This is a genomic window from Stenotrophomonas sp. I18B00994, assembly GCF_014145825.1.
Classification (GTDB): domain Bacteria; phylum Pseudomonadota; class Gammaproteobacteria; order Xanthomonadales; family Xanthomonadaceae; genus Stenotrophomonas; species Stenotrophomonas maltophilia.
This window is the reverse complement of record NZ_JACIUW010000003.1, coordinates 350068-370366: the sequence shown is the minus strand read 5'-3', so window position 1 is coordinate 370366 and position 20299 is coordinate 350068. Positions and strand designations below refer to the sequence as shown.

At 67.6% G+C, this 20299-nt stretch carries 14 protein-coding genes and 2 rRNA genes; 10 read left to right on the top strand and 6 right to left on the bottom strand.

The window, feature by feature from the left end:
* Both H4O10_RS05350 and rrf read left to right on the top strand, forming a co-directional pair.
* Positions 1-93 (top strand): 23S ribosomal RNA (locus H4O10_RS05350); the annotation flags it as partial.
* A gap of 127 nt (positions 94-220) precedes the next feature.
* A 5S ribosomal RNA gene (gene rrf, locus H4O10_RS05345) occupies positions 221-335 on the top strand.
* 476 nt (positions 336-811) lie between these two features.
* On the opposite strand, the gene H4O10_RS05340 is transcribed toward rrf, so the two are convergent.
* The 3 genes from H4O10_RS05340 to hemH form a co-directional block, all read right to left on the bottom strand.
* On the bottom strand, positions 812-2917 hold the full coding sequence (locus H4O10_RS05340; protein ID WP_049454206.1) for a methyl-accepting chemotaxis protein: 2106 nt from the start codon (positions 2915-2917) through the stop codon (positions 812-814).
* 290 nt (positions 2918-3207) lie between these two features.
* Complete coding sequence (locus tag H4O10_RS05335) at positions 3208-4062, bottom strand: alpha/beta hydrolase (protein WP_033835365.1); 855 nt, start codon at positions 4060-4062, stop codon at positions 3208-3210.
* Positions 4059-5021 carry a ferrochelatase gene (gene hemH / locus H4O10_RS05330; protein WP_033835364.1) on the bottom strand — a complete coding sequence of 321 codons (963 nt, stop codon included), beginning with the start codon at positions 5019-5021 and terminating at the stop codon, positions 4059-4061. The genes H4O10_RS05335 and hemH overlap by 4 nt, the downstream gene beginning before the upstream one ends.
* Before the next feature lie 164 nt (positions 5022-5185).
* Here hemH and H4O10_RS05325 point away from each other — a divergent pair, with 164 nt between their 5' ends.
* The 4 genes from H4O10_RS05325 to tatC all read left to right on the top strand — a co-directional run bounded on the left by H4O10_RS05325 (position 5186) and on the right by tatC (position 7605).
* Positions 5186-6079 carry a YSC84-related protein gene (locus H4O10_RS05325; protein WP_005411678.1) on the top strand — a complete coding sequence of 298 codons (894 nt, stop codon included), beginning with the start codon at positions 5186-5188 and terminating at the stop codon, positions 6077-6079.
* 75 nt (positions 6080-6154) lie between these two features.
* Positions 6155-6382 carry a Sec-independent protein translocase subunit TatA gene (gene tatA, locus H4O10_RS05320; protein WP_005420453.1) on the top strand — a complete coding sequence of 76 codons (228 nt, stop codon included), beginning with the start codon at positions 6155-6157 and terminating at the stop codon, positions 6380-6382.
* A 15-nt stretch (positions 6383-6397) separates the two neighbouring features.
* Complete coding sequence (tatB, locus tag H4O10_RS05315; protein ID WP_033835363.1) at positions 6398-6859, top strand: Sec-independent protein translocase protein TatB; 462 nt, start codon at positions 6398-6400, stop codon at positions 6857-6859.
* Complete coding sequence (tatC, locus tag H4O10_RS05310) at positions 6856-7605, top strand: twin-arginine translocase subunit TatC (protein WP_005411675.1); 750 nt, start codon at positions 6856-6858, stop codon at positions 7603-7605. The genes tatB and tatC overlap by 4 nt, the downstream gene beginning before the upstream one ends.
* Before the next feature lie 107 nt (positions 7606-7712).
* Here tatC and H4O10_RS05305 read toward each other — a convergent pair whose 3' ends face one another.
* Genes H4O10_RS05305 through H4O10_RS05295 form a run of 3 tightly spaced genes read right to left on the bottom strand, consistent with a single transcriptional unit; the run spans position 7713 to position 11228 of the window.
* A complete protein-coding gene (locus H4O10_RS05305; protein WP_005411674.1) occupies positions 7713-8624 on the bottom strand; it encodes a BPSS1780 family membrane protein in 912 nt (303 codons plus the stop codon).
* Positions 8625-8674: 50 nt separating this feature from the next.
* A complete protein-coding gene (locus H4O10_RS05300) occupies positions 8675-9421 on the bottom strand; it encodes a glutamine amidotransferase (protein ID WP_033835362.1) in 747 nt (248 codons plus the stop codon).
* The gene (locus H4O10_RS05295; RefSeq protein WP_005414929.1) at positions 9393-11228 is read right to left on the bottom strand and encodes a GspE/PulE family protein; all 1836 of its coding nucleotides are present in this window, start codon (positions 11226-11228) and stop codon (positions 9393-9395) included. Before H4O10_RS05295 ends, H4O10_RS05300 begins: the two co-directional genes overlap by 29 nt.
* An 83-nt stretch (positions 11229-11311) precedes the next feature.
* Here H4O10_RS05295 and glyQ point away from each other — a divergent pair, with 83 nt between their 5' ends.
* The 4 genes from glyQ (at position 11312) to H4O10_RS05275 (ending at position 20293) form a co-directional block, all read left to right on the top strand.
* Positions 11312-12223 (top strand): glycine--tRNA ligase subunit alpha, encoded by a 912-nt coding sequence (gene glyQ / locus H4O10_RS05290; protein ID WP_033835361.1) that lies wholly within the window; start codon positions 11312-11314, stop codon positions 12221-12223.
* Positions 12224-12310: 87 nt separating this feature from the next.
* Complete coding sequence (gene glyS / locus H4O10_RS05285; protein ID WP_049454204.1) at positions 12311-14386, top strand: glycine--tRNA ligase subunit beta; 2076 nt, start codon at positions 12311-12313, stop codon at positions 14384-14386.
* Positions 14387-14642: 256 nt separating this feature from the next.
* Positions 14643-16439, top strand: a complete 1797-nt coding sequence (locus H4O10_RS05280) for an autotransporter assembly complex family protein (protein WP_005414924.1) — start codon at positions 14643-14645, stop codon at positions 16437-16439.
* Positions 16436-20293, top strand: coding sequence for a translocation/assembly module TamB domain-containing protein (locus H4O10_RS05275; RefSeq protein ID WP_033835359.1), 3858 nt, complete (start codon positions 16436-16438; stop codon positions 20291-20293). The genes H4O10_RS05280 and H4O10_RS05275 overlap by 4 nt, the downstream gene beginning before the upstream one ends.
* The last annotated feature ends 6 nt before the right edge of the window (positions 20294-20299 follow it).

Genomic DNA, 20299 nt, shown 5'->3' with positions numbered 1-20299 from the left:
GAACCATGTAGACTACGTGGTTGATAGGTCAGGTGTGTAAGTACAGCAATGTATTGAGCTAACTGATACTAATGATCCGTGCGGCTTGACCATATAACCTCAAGTTGCCTTGGCTTTACGACAACGTCGTAAGAGCATCCAAGTGCACGCTACGTCACAAGAACTACGAGAGGCAGGCGCCTTATCCAGCTGTATCGGATGGCGACGCTCCAACCGCCTCCCTGGTGAAATTAGCGCTGTGGAACCACCCGATCCCATCCCGAACTCGGAAGTGAAACGCAGCTGCGCCGATGGTAGTGTGGCTCAAGCCATGCGAGAGTAGGTCATCGCCAGGGTTTACACCCAAAACCCCGCTGCTCACGCAGCGGGGTTTTTCTTTGTGCGCCCGAAATGCCGGTGCCGGCCGCTGGCCGGCAACCCGATGGCATTACATCGCCCGGCAGATCCACGCCATGCGTGGATGCTCCCTGCGAGGAGCCACGGCGCCAACCAAGGTTGGCCGCTACCCACAGAAAGCGCGTACAGCAATCGATTGCCGGCCAGCGGCCGGCAACTTTGTGCGCGGTAAACACCGGGTAGTGCCGGCCGCTGGCCGGCAACCCGACGGTGTTACATCGCCCGGTAGATCCACGCCATCCGTGGATCCCCCTGCGAGGAACAGCGGTGCCAACCAAGGTTGGCCGCTACCAACAGCAGGCCCACACAGCAATCGGTTGCCGGCCAGCGGCCGGCACTACCAGGGGCAGGTCACGCATAAAAAGACGGCGCCCTGCGGGCGCCGTCCTGATCAGGATCGAATGGAAGGCCCGGGTCAGGCGGCCTGGGAGACCTCGAGCGGTTCCTGCTGGCGGAATACCGAGACTGCTTCGGTCAATGTGCCGGCCTGGTTCTGCAGCTCGCGTGCGGCAGCGGTGGCTTCTTCCACCAGCGCCGCATTGTGCTGCGTGGCCTGATCCATCTGCACCACGGTCTGGTTGATCTGCTCGATACCGATCGACTGCTCCTGCGACGCCGCGGATATCTCGCGCATCAGGTGGCTGACATCCTCCACGCCGCCGACGATTCCCTGCATGCGCTGGCCGGCATCGGCCACCAGCTGGGCACCTTCGCCCACCTGCCGGCCCGCTTCGTCGATCAGCTTCTTGATCTCCTGTGCGGCCGCCGCCGAACGCTGTGCCAGCACGCGCACCTCGCTGGCCACCACGGCAAAGCCTCGGCCCTGCTCGCCGGCGCGTGCCGCCTCCACCGCTGCGTTCAACGCCAGGATATTGGTCTGGAAGGCGATGCCGTCGATGACGCCGGTGATGTCGCCGATCCGCTTCGAGGCACCTTCGATGGCCTGCATGGTATCGACCACCCGCTGCATGGCCGTGTTGCCGTCACTGGCAGCGCTCTGCGTGGAGGCGGCCAACGCACTGGCCTCACGCGCATGGGCGGCGTTCTGGCGCACGGTGGCGGTCAGTTCCTCCATCGATGCTGCGGTCTCCTGCAGGTGCGCGGCCTGGCGCTCGCTGCGCTCGGACAATGCGCCGTTGCCGGCCGCAATCTCGCTGGCGGCGGTACTGATCGACGCCGCACATTCCTGGATGCGGCCGACCATGCGTGCCAACTGCCCGGCCGTGGCATTGGCATCGCGTTGGATGGCAGCGAAGGCGCCGTGATACTCGCCGTGCATGCGCCGATCCAGATCGCCGTTGGCCAGTGCCGAGAGCATCTGCCGCACTTCGTTGACGGTGCTGCCGAGCGTATCGAGCAGCTGGTTGATGCCACCGGTCAGGCCATCGAGGAAGCTGGCGCCTTCAGTGGCCTGCAGGCGCTGGTCGAGGTCACCGGCCGCTGCCGCTGCGACGATGCCGGCCACGGCATTCTCCAGCGCGAGCTCATGGGTGCGGTCATGCCATTCCACGGCGAAGCCCAGGCGCACGCCCTGCGCGTCGAACACCGGTGTGACCACCTGCGCGAAGTGCACCGGGCCGATCTGCACCTTGCCGTTGTGCGCTACCTGCAGGCCGTTGAGGATCGCGCGGATGCGGTCCGGGTTGGCGTGGAAACGATGGATGCTGCTGCCGACCAGGCGCTCGGCGTCGAAATCGGGGAAGGCCTGTCGCAACGTCGCCTGCTGGTTGCGCAGCAGTGCCACCACCGAGCGGTTCACGTAGCGGATCACATGGTCGTTGTCGGCGATCATCATCGCGGTGCGCGAGGCATCGAGGGCCTGGCGGATCTGCGCGTTCTCGGCATGTGACGCGGCTTCGCGCCCACGCTGGGCCTGCACGTGGCGTGCAGTGTCGGCCAGGGCATGGGCCAGTGAACCCGGCGCATAGGCGCCGGTATCGGCATGCGCGCCAAGATCGGCACCGGTGGCGATATCGCGTGCGAGCGCGGCAAGCCGACGCGGGCCGTGGCCGAGGGCCTCGGTCTGCTGCCGAAGGCGCAGTGCGACCTGGCCGAGGAACAGGGTCAGGCCCGCGAGCATGCCGGCCTGCAGCAGCGTCGGCCACAGCGCGGCACCGCCCTGTAGCGGTGCCAGCAGGGCGAGGGTACCGACGCCACCGGCCAGCCACACCGGAAGGCGATCGCGATGGCCCAGCAGCACGCCCAGCAGCAGGGCAATCGGCAATGCCGGTGACAGGCTGATGATCGCGCACAACACAGCCAGCTGCAGCGACAACAGCAACGCCAGACCGTTGCGGGCGACGGCCCGGCCCGCCTGGGCCCCGCCCAACCACGCGGCTGGCAGCACGGCGACGGCCGCCAACGCGGCAGCCTGCACCTGCGGGCCGCGCAGGGCCAGCGCCAGGCCAGCCAAGGCCAGTACCGCGCTGCCGATCAGCAGGCGGCGGTCAGCGCGGTGCGCGAGCTGCTGCAGGTGCGGCAGGCGGGCGGTATCGGGGGGACGGGAGGATGCAACGGACATCGGCGACTCCTGGATCAGCAGACGACAACGGCCACGCCGCGGCGCACGCAGGAGTGCGTGACCAGGGCGCGAGCCGGGAATTCGGGGAATGCGACGCGATCAGCGACGCGGAGACGGGACACCGCGGCCACATCCTGTGGGTGACGGTGCAATGGAGCAGGCATGCGGACTTCCTTGCAGAACCAGACACACGCCGCAGGCCCGACCGGACCTGCGTGCTGCGGACGCAGGGGACCGCAACTGATGTATCGGCCGCAGACGCGCAGAGTGAAGCGCGCGGATACCTTTGCTCAGCCCGCGTTGTCGTTGCTGAAGAAGCGCAGGATCACGCCTGCGATCTGTTTTGGATCTTCCATGTGCAGGTGATGGTTGCCGGGAAACACCGCCAACCGCCCATCGCGCAGGTGCTGCAGGCGATCGCTGCGCATCGGCTCGGGGTAGTAGGACTGCGCTGGCGTGGCATAGATCACCTGCGTCGGGCAGGCGATGGCCTGCAGCAGGTTGTCGATCTGGCCTTCGCTGAGACGGATCGCAGTGGGCAGCATCAGGCGCGGATCGCTGCACCAGCGGTAGCCACCCTCGACCGGTTCCACGCCGCGCTCGACCAGCAGCCGTGCACAGTGCTCGCTGAGCTGGTTGGTCATCATCCGTGCGCGGATCGGCGCGGCGAGGTCGGGGAACACGCGCAGCTGCTTGCGTGCCAGCGCCCGCGTCGCGTTCACGTGTTCGCGCAGGCGATGCGCGGTGTCCTCTTCGGGGCCACGCAGGCCACCGAGTGCTTCGATCGCCACCAGGCGCTCGACGCGGTCACTGACCGAGGCGGTGAGGCTGGCGATGCCGGCGCCCATCGAATGGCCGAGCAGGTTGAAGCGGTCCCAGCCCAGTGCATCGGCGACGTCGAGCACGTGGCAGATCGCGGCGGCCGTGGTGTAGCTGGCACCGGCCGGCAGATGTGCACTGTGGCCATGACCGGGCAGGTCGATGGCAACCAGCTGCAGCGACGACAGGTGCGGCGCCAGCGGCACGAAGCTGGCCGCGTTGTCGAGCCAGCCGTGCAGGGCCAGCACGCGCGGGCCATCGCCGTGGTTGCGCAGGCCGGCGACGCGCGCGCCACCGACCTCCAGTTCAAACGGTTGCAGACTCATGCCAGCGAGGCCACGGCCAGCCGCGCAAGCGCGCGTGCGTGCTCCGGTTCGGCGTTGAGGCAGGGGATGTAGCGCATCGTCGCGCCGCGCTCGGCCAGTGTTTCGGTGAAGCCCATGGCGACCTCTTCCAGCGTCTCCAGGCAATCGGTGGCGAAGCCGGGGCACACCACGTCGATCTGCTTCACGCCGGATTCGGCCAGCGCCCACAGGCTGGGCTCGGCATACGGCTGCAGCCAGCGCTCGCGGCCGAAACGCGACTGGTAACCCATCTGCCACTCGTCCCTGCCCAGTTCCAGCGCCTTGGCGATGGCCTGTGCGCTGGCCTCGCAGCGCTGCGGATACGGATCGCCGGCATCGGCCAGGCGCTGCGGGATGCCGTGGAAGGAGAACATCAGCATCTGGCCGCGACCGTGCTGTTCCCAGTAGCGACGGATCGAGCCGGCCACGGCCTCGACCCAGCCCGGATCGACCGAATAGTCGCGCACCAGGCTGACGGTCACGCCAGGGTTGCGGCGCTGCCAGGCATCGACGCGGTCTTCGACCGAGGCAGTGGTGGTGGTGGAGTACTGCGGATACAGCGGCAGCACCACGATGCGGCGCGCACCGTCGGCTGCCAGGCGGTCGAGCTCGCTGGCCAGCGCCGGTTCGCCGTAACGCATCGCATGACGCACTGTCAGGGTCGGCAACAGGGCCTGCATCGCCTGCGCCAGCTGGCGCGTATGCACCATCAGCGGTGAGCCGTCGGGCAGCCAGACCTGGGCGTACTTGGCCGCCGAACGACTGCTGCGCAGGGGCAGGATCAGTCCGCGCAGCAGCGGCTGCCACAGCAGTGGCGGGATCGCGACCACGCGGCGGTCGGACAGGAATTCAGCCAGGTAACGGCGTACGGCGGGGGCCGTCGGCGTCTCGGGCGTGCCTAGGTTGACCGCCAGCACGGCGGTATCGGGTGCGTCGAGCATGGCGGTATTGTCGCCGATCCGGTGTCGCGCCGGGATGCAGGGTTCGGATTGCAGGCATAGCGCGCATCAATGTGAGCAGGGAACGCTCATTGGGGATTCATGACAACGCTACTAATTTCAGTCACTTGCTATATCTTCCTATGGACTGACTTCTGGAGCCTGCCATGCGTCGCCCGATCCAAGCCCTGCTGATCGCCGCCAGCCTGCTGTCCAGCCAGGCCATGGCCGGGCCGCAGGAAGACCAGCGTGCGCGCAATGCCGTGCGCGTGCTGGCTGAAATCCAGGAAATCCCTGAACAGGGCATTCCGGATAAATTGCTGGACGAAGGCCGCGCGGTCATCGTCATTCCCGACACGATCAAGGCCGGTCTGGTCATTGGCGGCCGTCGTGGCCACGGCCTGATGTCGGTGCGCATGCCCAACGGCGCCTGGTCCAACCCGGTGTTCGTGAAGCTCACCGGCGGCAGCATCGGCTTCCAGGCCGGCGTGCAGTCCTCCGATGTGGTGCTGGTGTTCCGCAACGACCGCAGCCTGGACAACCTGGTCAACGGCAAGTTCACGCTGGGTGCCGACGCTGGCGTCGCCGCCGGTCCGGTGGGCCGCAACGCCGCCGCGGCCACCGACGGCCAGCTGAAGGCCGAGATCTGGTCCTGGTCGCGCGCCCGCGGCCTGTTTGCCGGCGTCGCGCTGGATGGCGCGGTGCTGCAGATCGACGATGCCGCCAATCTGGACGCCTACGGCAGCAACACTACGCCGCGGATGATCTTCGAAGGCCGCGCCGCCGGTTCGCCGTCGATGGATGTGGTCGCCTTCCGCGATCGCCTGGAAGAGGCCACCTACGCGGCGCGCAACAACCGCAGCGGCAACGGCGGCAGCGCGCCGCGCCCGGCTGCCGCCCCGGCCGCTGCCCCGGCGCCTGTTCAGGCAGCACCGGCTGCGCCGGCTGAGGCCACCACCGCGCCGCTGCAGAACGTGCCGCAGACCCCGCCGCCGCAGCAGCAGGGCTTCCAGCCGGTGAATGACGGCGAGATCCGTACGGAAACGCTGGGCGGAAACTGACTTTCGTCACGCGCGCCGGCTGACAGCCGGTGCGCTATGCTCGACAGCCTGATCACTAACGTAACGAGCGTCTTTATGGGCAGTTTCAGCATCTGGCATTGGTTGGTCGTGCTGGCCATCGTCCTGCTGGTGTTCGGCACCAAGCGCCTGACCAGCGGCGCCAAGGACCTCGGTTCGGCGGTCAAGGAATTCAAGAAGGGCATGCGCGACGAGGACAAGCCGAACGCGCAGCTGGGCGATGAGTCGCGCAGCCAGGACGCGTCGCGCACCGCGCAGGACGAGCACGACCGTAACGCTCGCTGATCCGGAGCGGTTGCGGTGTTCGATATCGGCTTCAGCGAACTGCTGGTGATTGCAGTGGTCGCCCTGGTGGTGCTCGGTCCCGAGCGCCTGCCCAAGGCGGCCCGCTTCGCCGGCCTGTGGGTGCGTCGCGCCCGCAATCAATGGGATTCGGTGAAACAGGAACTGGAGCGCGAACTGCAGGCCGAGGACATCAAGCGGCAGATGCAGGACGTGCGCCAGGGCATGCAGGACACCGAGAACCAGCTGCGCGCCAGCGGTGAAGCGATCCGTCGCGAAGCCCAGCAGGCGCAGCAGCAGGGCGATGACCTGGTGCAGCACGTCCGTGCACCGGCGCCCGCGGATCTGCCGCCGCACATGAGCGCCGCGCCCGATGCCGTTGAACCAGCGCAGGACGGTGGTGCCGCCGAGCCGGTTTCGGCCGCGCCCGCTGAAGCTGGTACGCCGCCGCCGGCGCAGAGCCCGGAGCGCCACCCATGAGTGAACAGGATTTCGGCGAGAGCTCGCTGGTAGAACACCTGGTGGAACTGCGCGGCCGGCTGGTGCGCGCATTGCTGGGCCTGGGCGTGGTGCTGCTGGCGCTGCTGCCGTTCACCCAGAAGCTCTACAATGCGCTGGCCGAACCGCTGGTCTCGCAGCTGCCGAACGGGCAGACGATGATCGCCACCAACCCGGCCGGTGCCTTCTTCGCACCGCTGAAGCTGACCTTCTTCGTCGCGTTGTTCGTGGCGGTACCGTGGCTGCTGTACCAGCTGTGGGCGTTCGTCGCGCCCGGTCTGTATGCACGCGAGAAGCGCCTGGCGGTGCCGCTGCTGGTGTCATCGGTGCTGCTGTTCTACACCGGTTGCGCCTTTGCGTATTTCCTGGTGCTGCCGGCGGTGTTCCACTTCCTCACCACCTTCAGCCCGGACGTGATCGCAATCACACCGGATGCGAATGCCTATCTGGACTTCGTGCTGGCGATCTTCTTCGCCTTTGGTGGCAGTTTCGAACTGCCGGTGGCGATGGTGATCCTGGTGCTGCTGGGCTGGGTGACGCCGCAGCAGTTCAAGGAAGGCCGCGGCTACGCGATCGTCGGCATCTTCGTGCTGGCGGCGGTGCTGACCCCGCCGGACGTGGTGTCGCAGCTGATGCTGGCGATTCCGATGTGCCTGCTGTACGAGCTGGGCATCCACGCCGCGCGCTGGCTGGTGCCGTCGTCGGTAGTGAAGAAGCCCGCCGCCTGAAAGACAAAAAGGGGACGGAGGGGATTAAGTCGTTAAAGGCAAAAACGACTTAATCCCCTCCGTCCCCTTTTCTATCCACGCATGGCGTGGATCTACCTGCGTTCTGGTCAGGCGTGGAACACGTCGCTGGAGGTCGGCGTGGTCGGGATCGGCGGCGCCGCGCGGCTGCCGCGGTGCACGAACATCTGCTTCCACGCGGCGTAGACCGCGCCGACATACAGCGGCATCAGCACCGTGGTCAGTACCAGCTGGGCGATGAAGGCGGCGGCCAGCGGGCCGCCGATCAGCATCGCGATCTGGATCACGATCACGAACAGGATGTACATGCAGAACGCGGCGATCAGGCCGAGTGCGGCGAACACGATCATCGCGCCGATGTTCTCGATGCAGCCCTGCAGGCTCAGGCGCAACGCGTGCATGCCGCTCTGCTTGTCGAACACCACCAGCGCCGGCTGGGTGAACATCGCCAGCGACAGCGCGACCGCACTCAGGAACACCAGCAGCATCCACAGCGCGATGCGCTTGGCCGGCAGGTTGGCAACCAGCGCGGCGGCATCGTCCGGCTTGATCTGCTGGCCACTGCGGCTGATCTCTTCCATCTTGGTCATGACCTCGCTGAAGGCGGTGAAGCCCTCGCGGCCGATCATCAGGAACAGCAGCGCGCCCAGCAGCAGCACCGCCAGCACCTGGATCGCCAGCGGCACCAGCAGGTGGCTGACGCGGTGGTCGCGGATCGGCTGCAGCAGGTGCGAGGCCAGGCCCGGGCGGCCTTCATCGATCTCGCCCACGGCATACAGCATGCCGCCGAACATGATCGGCGAAATGGCCAGCGTCATCAGCTGCACGGCCATGCCGGCAGCGCCGGGAATCAGCGTCGACAACAGCGTGACCACCCAGCTCACCAGCAGCCAGGTCAGGCCGATCCGGGCCAGCTGCAGCGGCGCACGCCGGTACAGCGAGAACGTATCCAGCAACCACTGGGCGCCCGCCGAAGCCGGCAGCTTGCGAATCTCTTTCATGGACATCCGGGAAGGACAGGAGGGGGCCGGGCGGCTGCCCGTGCCGCCGATTATCCCTGTTTTGCCGCCGGCTGGGCTGAAGACAGCCGCGCCTGGCGGACGAAGCGGCGCAACAGCTGGCGGGCCAGCGGCGCGGCGCTGACCGCGCGCTCGATGCTGCGGGCGCAGCCGCCGTGGCGGCCGATGCAGTCGGCGCGGGCACGCACGTAGCCACGCATGTGGTGGGTGGCGAACTCCGGATGGAACTGCACGCCCCAGGCCTGGCGGCCCCAGCGGAAGGCATGGCAGCCATCCAGCGGTGAACGGGCCAGCACCTCGGCACCATCGGGCGCGCGCAGCACGGTCTGCAGATGGGTGGCATGGGCGGCAAAGTGCTGCGGCAGGCCCTGGAACAGCGGGTCCTGCGCGGCCTGCGGCTGCAGTTCCAGTTCGATCGTGCCGGACTCGCGGCCGGCCGGGTTGTAGGCCACCTCGCCACCCAGCGCATGTGCCAGCAGCTGGTGGCCGTAGCAGATGCCGAATACCGGCAGGTCGTCGTGGGCGGTCTGGCGCAGCCACGCGGCGCTGCGCTCGCTCCAGTCGGCATGGTCGGTGACGAAGGCGGCCGAGCCGGTCACCAGCACGCCGGCGAAGGCATGAGGGTCGGGCAGAGCGCCACCGTGCTCGACATCGACCACCACCGTCTCGTGTTCTTCCAGCCCGGCGGCGACGCGGATCCAGTGCGGAAAGCGCCCGTAGCGGCGCAATGACGGCACCGGTCGGCCGGTTTCAAGGATCAGGAACGGGGCTGGGTTCATCCGGGGGCGGCAGCACTGACAGGACTTCCTCGATTGTAGTCAGCCCCTGCGCCACCTTTTCAAGCCCGGCCTGGCGCAGGGTTCGCAGCCCTTCAGCCCGCGCGGCACGGGTGAAACCGGCCAGGTCCATGTCGGCGCGGATCTGCCCGCGCAGCCGCGAACCCAATGGCAGCAACTCATACAGCCCGATGCGGCCGAGGAATCCGGTGCGCCGGCATTCCAGGCAACCGACCGGCCGACAGGGCGTGGCGGCATCTGGATATGCAGCATGGCTATCAGCCAGCACCGCCCAATCGGCCGCGCCGAGGCTGTGCGGCTGCTTGCAGTGCGGGCACAGCGTGCGCACCAGGCGCTGGGCGAGGATGCCGTTGAGGGTGCTGGCCAGCAGGTAATGCGGCACGCCCAGGTCGAGCAGGCGGGTGACCGCCGAGGGCGCGTCGTTGGTATGCAGGGTAGACAGCACCAGGTGGCCGGTCAGCGAGGCCTGCACCGCCATCTGTGCGGTCTCCAGGTCGCGGATTTCGCCGATCATGATGATGTCCGGGTCCTGCCGCAGCAGGGTGCGCACGCCGCTGGCGAAGTCCAGGTCGATGTTGGCCTGCACCTGCATCTGGTTGAACTCGGGCGCGATCATCTCGATCGGGTCCTCCACCGTGCACACGTTCACGTCCGGCGTGGCCAGCCGCTTCAGCGTGGAATACAGGGTGGTGGTCTTGCCCGAGCCGGTCGGGCCGGTGACCAGCACGATGCCGTGCGGGCGCTCGACCAGCGCATTCCAGCCGGCGGCCTCCTGCGGGCTGAAACCGAGCTGGTCGATGCTCTTGAACGCGGCATCCGGGTCGAAGATGCGCATTACGCACTTCTCGCCGAAGGCGGTGGGCATGGTCGACAGGCGCATCTCGACCTCGCGGCCACCCGGCGAGCGGGTCTTGATGCGGCCATCCTGCGGGCGCCGGCGCTCGGCCAGGTCCATGCGGCCCAGCACCTTGATGCGGCTGACCACGGCGGTCATCACCGCCGGCGGTACTTCGAACACCTTGTGCAGCACGCCGTCGATGCGGAAGCGCATGCGTCCCATCTCGCGGCGCGGCTCCAGGTGGATGTCCGAGGCGCGCTGCTCATAGGCGTACTGCAGCAGCCAGTCCACGATGTGCACGATGTGCTGGTCGTCGGCATTGACGTCGCCGGTGCGGCCCAGCTCCACCAGCTGCTCGAAGCTGGGCAGGGTGGTGCTGGCCTCGCCGCGCACATCGCCACGGGCGCCGCGCACCGAGCGGGTCACCCCGTAGAACTCCATGGTGTAGCGGTGCAGGTCCAGCGGGTTGACCACCGCCAGCTCGATGCGGCGGCGGGTCAGGTGCTGCAGGTCACGACGCCATTCCTGCACCAGCGGCTCGCTGGTGGCTACCAGCACGCGCTCGGCATCCACCGCCAGTGGCAGGAAGCGATGGCGGCGGGCGTAGGCATGCGACACCAGCGCGGTCACCGCAGCGACGTCCACCCGGGTCGGGTCGATGCGCAGGTAACGGCTGCCGGTGCGCTGCGCCAGCCACTCGGTCAGGCGTTCCAGGGTCAGTTCGCCGCCGCCGGTGGCGGCCAGCTTGAGGTTGGACAGCAGTACCAGCGGATGCACTTCACTGGCGTTGCGCGCGCCCTGTGCGGAAAACCGCATGCGCTCGCGGTCCTGCTCGGCCACCAGGCCATCGGCGGTCAGGGCCGCGGCAATCTGCTCGAAATGCAGCCGTCCCCAGGGCAGCGGGACGCCGTCCGCCTCGCCGGGCGTGCCTGCCGGCAGCCGATGTTCCATCTGCCTGCTCCTCCCGGGTACGGAATGCCCCGCAGGTCGGCCGTTATACTAGCGCACCCCCTTGCCGGCCAAGACTCGTACGCATGTCCGCGACCCCGACCGTTCCGATCACCTTCCAGGGCCTGATCCAGACCCTGAACCAGTTCTGGGCCCAGCAGGGCTGCGTGCTCATCCAGCCGCTCGACCTGGAGGTGGGCGCCGGTACCTTCCACCCGGCCACCTTCCTGCGTGCGATCGGTCCGGAAGGCTGGAATGCGGCCTACGTGCAGCCGTCGCGGCGCCCGACCGATGGCCGTTACGGTGAGAACCCGAACCGCCTGCAGCGCTACTACCAGTACCAGGTGGCGATGAAGCCGGCGCCGGACAACATCCAGCAGCTGTACCTGGATTCGCTGAAGGCACTGGGCATCGATCCGCTGGTGCACGACCTGCGCTTCGTCGAGGACAACTGGGAATCGCCGACGCTGGGCGCGTGGGGCCTGGGCTGGGAAGTCTGGCTCAACGGCATGGAAGTGACCCAGTTCACCTACTTCCAGCAGGCCGGTGGCCTGGAATGCCGCCCGGTGCTGGGCGAGATCACCTACGGTCTCGAACGCCTGTGCATGTACCTGCAGAACTGCGACAACGTCTACGACCTGGTCTGGACCTACGGTCCGGACGGCCAGCCGGTGACCTACGGTGACGTCTACCACCAGAACGAGGTGGAGCAGAGCACCTACAACTTCGAATACGCCGACGTGGAAGAAATGTTCCACCGTTTCGACGCCTGCGAGCGTGAGGCGCAGAAGCTGGTGGAAGTGAACCTGCCGCTGCCGGCCTACGAGCAGGTGATGAAGGCCAGCCACACCTTCAACCTGCTGGATGCGCGCCGTGCGATCAGCGTGACCGAGCGCCAGCGCTACATCCTGCGCGTGCGCGCGCTGGCCCAGGCGGTGGCCAGGGCGTACTACGAGCAGCGCGAGAAGCTGGGCTTCCCGGGCGCGAAGAAGGCCTGACGGTCCTCCCGCACCGACCCGCTTTTCATCAACTACCCGGGGCGCCGGACGCGTTGCGCGCTGCGCCCCCACCACAGGATCGAACCGATGAGCCAACTGTCCCCCCTGCTGATCGAACTGGGCACCGAGGAACTGCCGGTCAAGGCGCTGCCGGGCCTGGCCCAGGCGTTCTTCGACGGTGTCGTCGAAGGCCTGCGCAAGCGCGGCGTCGCGCTGGAACTGGACGATGCGCGCCCGCTGTCGACCCCGCGCCGACTGGCCGTGCTGCTGCCGGGCGTCGGCCTGGAACAGCCGGAGCAGCACAGCGAAGTGCTGGGCCCGTACCTGAACATCGCGCTGGACGCCGAAGGCCAGCCGACCAAGGCGTTGCAGGGCTTCGCCGCCAAGGCCGGGATCGACTGGACCGCGCTGGAGAAGACCACCGACAACAAGGGTGAGCGCTTCGTGCACCGCGCGGTGACCCCGGGCGCGAGCACCGCCAGCCTGCTGCCGGAGATCCTGCACGAGGCGATCGCGGCGATGCCGATTCCCAAGCCGATGCGCTGGGGCGACCACGCCTGGGGCTTCGCGCGCCCGGTGCACTGGCTGGTGCTGCTGCACGGCGCCAACGTGGTCGAGGCCGAACTGTTCGGCCTGCAGGCCGGCCGCGTCAGCCGTGGCCATCGCTTCCACCATGACCAGGCGGTGTCGCTGGCGCAGCCGCAGGACTACGTTGAAGCGCTGCGCGCCGCGTTCGTGCTGGTCGACCCGAGCGAGCGCCGCGCGCGCATCGTCGCCGAGGTCGAGGCCGCTGCGGCCAAGGCCGGTGGCAGCGCCCGCATCACCGACGACAACCTGGAGCAGGTGGTGAACCTGGTCGAATGGCCGTCGGCGGTGCTGTGCAGCTTCGAGCCCGCGTTCCTGGCGGTGCCGCAGGAAGCGCTGATCGAGACGATGGAGATCAACCAGAAGTTCTTCCCGGTGCTGGATGCCGCAGGCACGCTGACCGAGAAGTTCATCGGCATCGCCAACATCGAATCGAAGAACGTGGCCGAAGTGGCCAAGGGCTACGAGCGGGTGATCCGTCCGCGTTTCGCCGATGCCAAGTTCTTCTTCGACGAGGACCTGAAGCAGGGCCTGGTGTCGATGGGTGAGGGGCTGAAGACGGTGACCTACCAGGCCAAGCTGGGCAGCGTGGCCGACAAGGTGGCGCGCGTGGCTGCATTGGCCGAAGTGATCGCACCCCAGGTTGGCGCCGATGCCGCGCAGGCCAGGCGGGCTGCCGAACTGGCCAAGAACGACCTGCAGTCGCGGATGGTCAACGAGTTCCCGGAGCTGCAGGGCATCGCCGGCCGCCACTACGCCGTGGCCGGTGGCGAATCGGCCGAGGTGGCGCTGGCCATCGACGAGGCCTACCAGCCGCGCTTCGGTGGTGATGACATCGCGCTGTCGCCGCTGGGCAAGGTGCTGGCGATTGCCGAGCGCGTCGACACGCTGGCCGGTGGCTTCGCCGCAGGCCTGAAGCCGACCGGCAACAAGGACCCGTTCGCCCTGCGCCGCAACGCGCTGGGCCTGGCCCGCACGATCATCGAAAGCGGCTTCGAGCTGGACCTGCGCGCGCTGCTGGCCAGCGCCAACGCCGGCCTGGCCGCACGCAACGTGCAGGCCGACGTTGGCGAGCTGTACGACTTCATCCTCGACCGCCTGAAGGGTTACTACGGCGACAAGAACGTGCCAGCCACGCACTTCAATGCGGTGGCCGAACTGAAGCCTGTCTCGCTGTATGACTTCGACCGCCGCCTGGACGCGATCGGCACCTTCGCCGCGCTGCCGGAAGCCGAGGCGCTGGCTGCGGCCAACAAGCGCATCCGCAACATCCTCCGCAAGGCTGAAGGCGCCATTCCGGCCCAGATCGACCCGGCGCTGCTGCAGGAAGACGCCGAGCGCGCGCTGGCTGAAGCGGTCACCGCGGCCATCGACGACACCGGCACCAGCCTGCACCAGAAGGACTATGTGGCCGTGCTGGCACGCCTGGCGCGCCTGCGTCCGCAGGTCGATGCGTTCTTCGACGGGGTGATGGTCAATGCGGAAGATCCGGCGCTGCGTGGCAACCGCCTGGCGCTGCTGACGATGCTGGGCGAGCGCCTGAGCAAGGTGGCAGCGATCGAGCATCTGTCGAGCTGATGCCCGTATCGGTAGTGCCGGCCGCTGGCCGGCATTGCCACCGCGCATCGCATCGACCTGTGGATTGCCGGCCAGCGGCCGGCACTACCGGAACACTGTCGGCGGATGTCCATCGGGATCATTGCCGGCATCGCGCAGGATGCCGGCATCCTCGCCTGCGATCACGAGGATCGCCCCAAAGGCGCGTATTTTGACCGCCACTTAACAACCGATCCCGAATGACGTGATGCATTTCGCATCGTCACCTTCGGTCGGTATGCTGTGCCGCATGCAGCCAAAGAAATACGCCCTGCCGCTGATGGTCCTGTCGCTGGCCGCCACCTCCGTGGCCCACGCGCGCGGCACCATCGACAAGGTGGACATCAAGGGATTGGACAAGGGCGACGACGCCGCAATCATCGAGAACATCCAGGAATCGCTGTCGCTGTACGACACGATCGGCAAGGAACAGGGCGAATCGCGCCTGGAGTACCTGCTGTCACAGGCCGAGCGGCAGACCCGCCAGGCACTGGAACCCTTCGGGTACTACAACCCGGTGATCAAGGTCGAGGCGCCGCGTGAGGACGAGCATGTGCGGGTGCTGATCCATGTCGACAAGGGCACCCCGGTGACCGTTCGCCGTGAGCACATCGACATCACCGGGCCGGCGATGTATGACCAGTACCTGCAGGATGACCTGGCCGCATTCAAGCCCCGCAAGGGCCAGCGCTTCGAGCACACGCAGTACGAAGCCAGCAAGATCACCATCACCCGTCGCCTGGCCGAGCGTGGCTACTTCGATGCCGACTACACCCAGCGCCAGGTGCAGATCACCCGCGCCGACAACGCAGCCGACATCGACCTGACCTGGGACAGCGGCCGCCGCTACAACATGGGGCCGGTGCGTTTCGAGCAGGATTACTTCGTCGACAAGCTGTTCGACCCGCTGGTGTACTGGGAACAGGGCAGCTACTTCCACGAGGGCAAGCTGGACCGGCTGCGCGAGTCGCTGACCAAGCTGGACTACTTCAGCGTGATCGACATCCAGCCACGGCCCGACCAGGCCGATGCCAACGGCGAAGTGCCGGTGGATGTGAAGCTGACCCGCGCCAAGCGCACCATCTATACCGCGGGTCTGAGCTATGGCAGCGAGAGTGGCCCGGGTGTGCGCGGCGGCATCGAGCGGCGGTTCCTGAACAACCGCGGGCACAAGATGAACACGCAGCTGGACTATGCGCAGAAGCGCAAGAGCCTGGTGACCAGCTACCGCATCCCCGCCTTCAACTGGCTTGACGGCTGGTACACCTTCGCCGCCAGCGCGTATGACGAGCAGACCGATTACATCGACCTGCGCAACTTCAAGCTGATCGCCAGCCGCAGCGGCGAGATCAACGAGCACTGGACCGCGATCGCCTCGATCAACGCACTGCGCGAGCGTTGGCGCTATGCCTCCGGCACTGAATTCACCGATGCCGTCTACAACACCTCGACGCTGGTGTACCCGCAGATGGTTGCCGACTACGTCAACGTCGACGACGAGATGTTCCCGCGCAAGGGCATCAGCGGTACTGCGACGATGCGCGCCGGTGTGGAGGGCGCGGGTTCGGACACCAGCTTCGTACAGGCCAACGCCGTGCTGCGCTGGTACATCCCGGTGGGTGAAAGCAACCGCCTGATCCTGCGCGGCGAGGGGGGTACCACCTGGACCAGCGATCTGGTGGCGATGCCGCCGAGCCTGCGCTACTTCGCGGGTGGTGACCGCAGCATCCGCGGTTACGCCTACCGCGAAGTCGGCCCGCGCACACCCAAACCCGACAAATACGCGCTGGGCGCCAAGAACCTGGTGATCGGCTCGGCCGAGTACGAGCACTACTTCAATGGCGGCCCGTGGGGCGCGGCGGTGTTCGTCGATACCGGCAGCGCATTCGACAACACCATTGATCTGCACACCGGCGTCGGCTTCGGCGTGCGCTGGAAATCGCCGGTGGGCCCGGTGCGCGTGGATATCGCGCATGGCCTGAACAATCCGGATTCGCAGTTCCAGCTTTACCTCAACATCGGAGCGGACCTGTGAGCACGCCCGCACCCACCCCGAACACGCCGCCGCCGCGCGTGCGTTTCTACCGCCGCCGCCGCTTCTGGGCGTGGTCCGGCGTGGGCGTGATCGGCCTGGTGCTGCTGGCGTTGCTGGCGGTGTACTGGCTGCTGCAGACCGTGGCCGGCCGCGATGTGCTGCTGGCACAGGTGGTGGCGCGGCTGCCGGTGGGCGCCAGCTTCACCTGGGACAAGGTGGACGGCCCGGTGGCCGGTCCGCTGACCCTGTACAACGTCGACTTCCGCTACGACGACATCCATTTCCACGCCGAGCGCGCGCACCTGGAGCCGGACCTGCGCCCGCTGCTGGGCCGCAAGCTGCTGCTGGACAAGCTGGAGCTGACCAACGCGACGCTGAACCTGGCCAAGAGTGACGAGCCGTTCAAGCTGCCGTCGTGGCCCGATTCGCTGCCGCAGATCGAAATGCCGCTGGCGATCCAGGCCGATGCCATTGCCATCGACGGCTTCCGCATCAGCCAGGCCAACGAGCCGGTGATCGACATCAGCCGTGTGCGGGGTGGCATCGAGATCGCCAACGGCGAGTTCCAGGCGCACAAACTGGTCGTGGACAGCGACATGGGCAATTTCACCGCCCAGGGCCGCTACATCCCGGCCAAGGACTACGACACCGACGTGACCGTCACCGCAGTGTTGCCGGCCCCGCGTGGCCGTACCGCAGCGACGGTGGGGCTGGTGGCACGCGGTGACTTGGCGCACATGGAAGTGGCCGTAGCCGGGCGCGCGCCGAAGCCGCTGCACGCGATGCTGGTGTTCGATGGCCGCACCGATCCGAGCTGGAGCGCCAGCATCCGCAGCGACGAACTGGATCTGGCGCTGCTGTCGCCGGCACTGGCCAGCTCGGCGATCGCACCACTCGCACTGGACTTCACCGCGGCTGGCAAGGGCGGCAACGCCAACCTGCGTGGCAAGGTGAAGCAGGGTGATCAGGAGCTGGAGCTGGCACCGTCGGTGGTGTCGCTGCAGGACCAGGTGCTGAAGGTGTCGCCCCTGCTGGTGAAAGGGCTTGGCGGTGAGGCACGGCTGGAAGGCACCGCCGACTTCAGCCAGGAAGACCAGCAGAAACTCAATTTCTCGGTGGTCGCCCATGACCTGACCTACGTGCCGGCGCCCGATCCGAACACGGCCGGCAGCGCACCGGTGCCGGTCACCCTGAAGGAAGCGCGCTTCGGCCTGGCCGGTACCTTGAAGGCGTGGGCCGCGATCGGCCGTGCCGATGTCGAACGCGAAAAGCAGAAGGCACAGCTGCAGTTCGACGTACGCGGCAATGACCAGGCCGCGTCGATCCACCAGCTGCAGGCGCAGACGCCGGGTGGGCAGCTGCAGGTGGAAGGCCAGGTGGCGTGGGCACCGCAGCTGGACTGGGATGCCAAGGCCACGCTGAAGGACTTCGACCCCGGCTATTTCGTGCCGGGCTGGAACGGCCGCCTGTCCGGCAACCTGGCCTCCAAGGGCCGCCAGCTGCCGCCGCCGGCAAACGCGCCGCCGGGCACCGCCGGCACGCTGGAAGCCACCGTCGACCTGCCCTCGCTGAAGGGCATCCTGCGCCAGCGCAATCTCGACGCACAGGGCAAGTTCGCGCTGCAGGGCGCGCAGGGCCAGGGCGACCTGAAGCTGTCGCTGGGCAGCAGCCGGGTGACCGCGTCGGGCAAGGTCGGCGACCGCCTCGACATCGACGCGCGTTTCGAACCGCTGCAGCTGAGCGATCTGCTGCCCGGCGCCGATGGCGGCCTGCGTGGACAGGTACAGGTGAAGGGCCCGCGCGATGCGCCGGACATCACTGCCGACCTGGTCGGCAACAACCTCAACTGGGACGGCTACGGCGCCGAGAGCGTGAGCATCAAGGGCCACCTGCCATGGCGCGGCGACAGCGGCACGCTGGCGGTGCAGGGCCAGCAGGTCAACGCCGGCATGCTGCTGGAACGCTTGAACGTGGATGCGCAGGGCAGTGTCTCCAACCTGCGCCTGGCCGCGCAGACCCGCAACGAGATGGGTGCGATCGAGCTGCAGGGCAGCGTCCGCCAACAGGGCGCGCAGTGGCGCGGCGAGCTGGCGTCGCTGCGTATCGCACCGGTGAAGGGCGATGCCTGGTCGTTGCGTGCACCGGCGGCGTTCGCGATCAACGGCAGCACCTACACCCTGTCCGAAGCCTGCCTGGCCGCGGCCAGCAGCGGCGCGCTGTGCGCACAGGCCAACTGGCCGCGTGAGGGCCTGGTGGTGCGCAGTGATGCGCTGCCGCTGGCGCTGGTGCAGCCGTGGCTGCCGCCGCAGTCCGGCCGCCGCATCTACCTGCGTGGCGATGTCAGCCTGGACGCGCAGATCCGCCCGCGCGGCAATGCCTGGGAAGGCCATGTAGAGGTGCGCTCGAAGGAAGGCGGCGTGCGCCTGGGCGAGAACCGCAACACCGTGGGGGATACCACCCGCGGCGAGCTGGTGCGTTATGACCAGTTCTCGCTCAAGCTCGACATGACCCCGGCCAGCATCAAGGGCTACCTGGGCATGGGCTTCCAGGGCAACGGCTTCGTCGATGCCAGGATGCAGACCGGCTGGGAGGCCAGTGCGCCGCTGAACGGCGAGCTCTACCTCAACATGTCGCGGCTGTACTGGCTGGAGCTGTTCTCGCCGGACATCGTGCGCCCGACCGGCCTGATCGAGGGCCACGTCAGCCTGCGCGGTACGCGCGGGCAGCCGTCGCTGGGCGGCGACGCGCAGCTGAGCAACTTCAAGGGCGAATTCCCCGCGCTGGGCCTGACCTTCGACCAGGGCAAGGGCAGCTTCGTGGCCCAGCCCGACGGTTCGGCAAAGATCACCGCGCAGGCCAACTCGGGCCAGGGCACGCTGTACGTGGATGGTGGCCTGTCGTGGTTTGGTGATGCACAGCCGCTGCAGCTGAAGATCCACGGCGAGAACGTGCTGCTGTCCAACACCAGCGAGCTGCGCATCGTCGCCAACCCCAACCTCGACTTCACCCTGGCCAAGGCGGCGATGGAGCTGCGCGGCACCGTGCACGTGCCCGAGGCCGACATCGATCTCGAACGCCTGGATCGTGGCACCTCGGTGTCCGAGGACGTGGTGGTGCTGGACCCGGCCGACCCGGAAGAGTCGCGCACCTCGCCGCTGGACATGGACCTGACCGTCAGCCTTGGCGACAAGGTCAAGATGACCGGCTTCGGCCTGAAGGGCGCGCTGACCGGCAAGATGCAGGTCTGGGCCAAGCCTGGCCGCGAAATGACCGCCAATGGTGGCCTGGAAGTGAGTGGTCGCTACAAGGCATACGGGCAGGACCTGACCATCACCCGTGGCAACCTCACCTGGAACTACAACGCGGTGTCCGACCCGCGCATCAACATCCGTGCCGAGCGCCGGATCGGTGATGTCACCGCCGGCATCGACGTGACCGGGCGTGCACAGCAGCCGCGCGCGGACGTGTGGTCCGAGCCGGCGATGTCGCAGTCCGAGGCACTGGCCTACCTGGTGCTGGGGCGCAGCCTGACCGGTGCCAGCAGCGACCAGGCCCAGCAGGTCAACGCGGCCTCGGCGGCGCTCTCGGCTGGCAGCGGCCTGCTGGCGTCGCAGCTGGGCGCCAAGCTGGGCCTGGACGATGCCGGCGTGAGCCAGTCGCGCGCGCTGGGCGGCTCGGTGATCGGTGTTGGCAAGTACATCTCGCCCAAGCTGTACGTCGGCTACGGCGTGTCGCTGGTTGGTGCCGGTTCGGTGATCACGCTGAAGTACCTGCTGCGCCGCGGCTTCGACGTGGAAGTGGAGTCGAGCACGGTGGAAAACCGGGGGTCGATCAACTGGCGGCGGGAGAAGTAACCCGCC

Excerpts from the sequence above, each read along its gene's own strand:
- H4O10_RS05340 (WP_049454206.1), bottom strand. The coding sequence starts at position 2,917 with ATGTCCGTTGCATCCTCCCGTCCCCCCGATACCGCCCGCCTGCCGCAC.
- H4O10_RS05335 (WP_033835365.1), bottom strand. The coding sequence starts at position 4,062 with ATGAGTCTGCAACCGTTTGAACTGGAGGTCGGTGGCGCGCGCGTCGCC.
- hemH (WP_033835364.1), bottom strand. The coding sequence starts at position 5,021 with ATGCTCGACGCACCCGATACCGCCGTGCTGGCGGTCAACCTAGGCACG.
- H4O10_RS05325 (WP_005411678.1), top strand. The coding sequence starts at position 5,186 with ATGCGTCGCCCGATCCAAGCCCTGCTGATCGCCGCCAGCCTGCTGTCC.
- tatA (WP_005420453.1), top strand. The coding sequence starts at position 6,155 with ATGGGCAGTTTCAGCATCTGGCATTGGTTGGTCGTGCTGGCCATCGTC.
- tatC (WP_005411675.1), top strand. The coding sequence starts at position 6,856 with ATGAGTGAACAGGATTTCGGCGAGAGCTCGCTGGTAGAACACCTGGTG.
- H4O10_RS05305 (WP_005411674.1), bottom strand. The coding sequence starts at position 8,624 with ATGAAAGAGATTCGCAAGCTGCCGGCTTCGGCGGGCGCCCAGTGGTTG.
- H4O10_RS05300 (WP_033835362.1), bottom strand. The coding sequence starts at position 9,421 with ATGAACCCAGCCCCGTTCCTGATCCTTGAAACCGGCCGACCGGTGCCG.
- H4O10_RS05295 (WP_005414929.1), bottom strand. The coding sequence starts at position 11,228 with ATGGAACATCGGCTGCCGGCAGGCACGCCCGGCGAGGCGGACGGCGTC.
- glyQ (WP_033835361.1), top strand. The coding sequence starts at position 11,312 with ATGTCCGCGACCCCGACCGTTCCGATCACCTTCCAGGGCCTGATCCAG.
- glyS (WP_049454204.1), top strand. The coding sequence starts at position 12,311 with ATGAGCCAACTGTCCCCCCTGCTGATCGAACTGGGCACCGAGGAACTG.
- H4O10_RS05280 (WP_005414924.1), top strand. The coding sequence starts at position 14,643 with ATGCTGTGCCGCATGCAGCCAAAGAAATACGCCCTGCCGCTGATGGTC.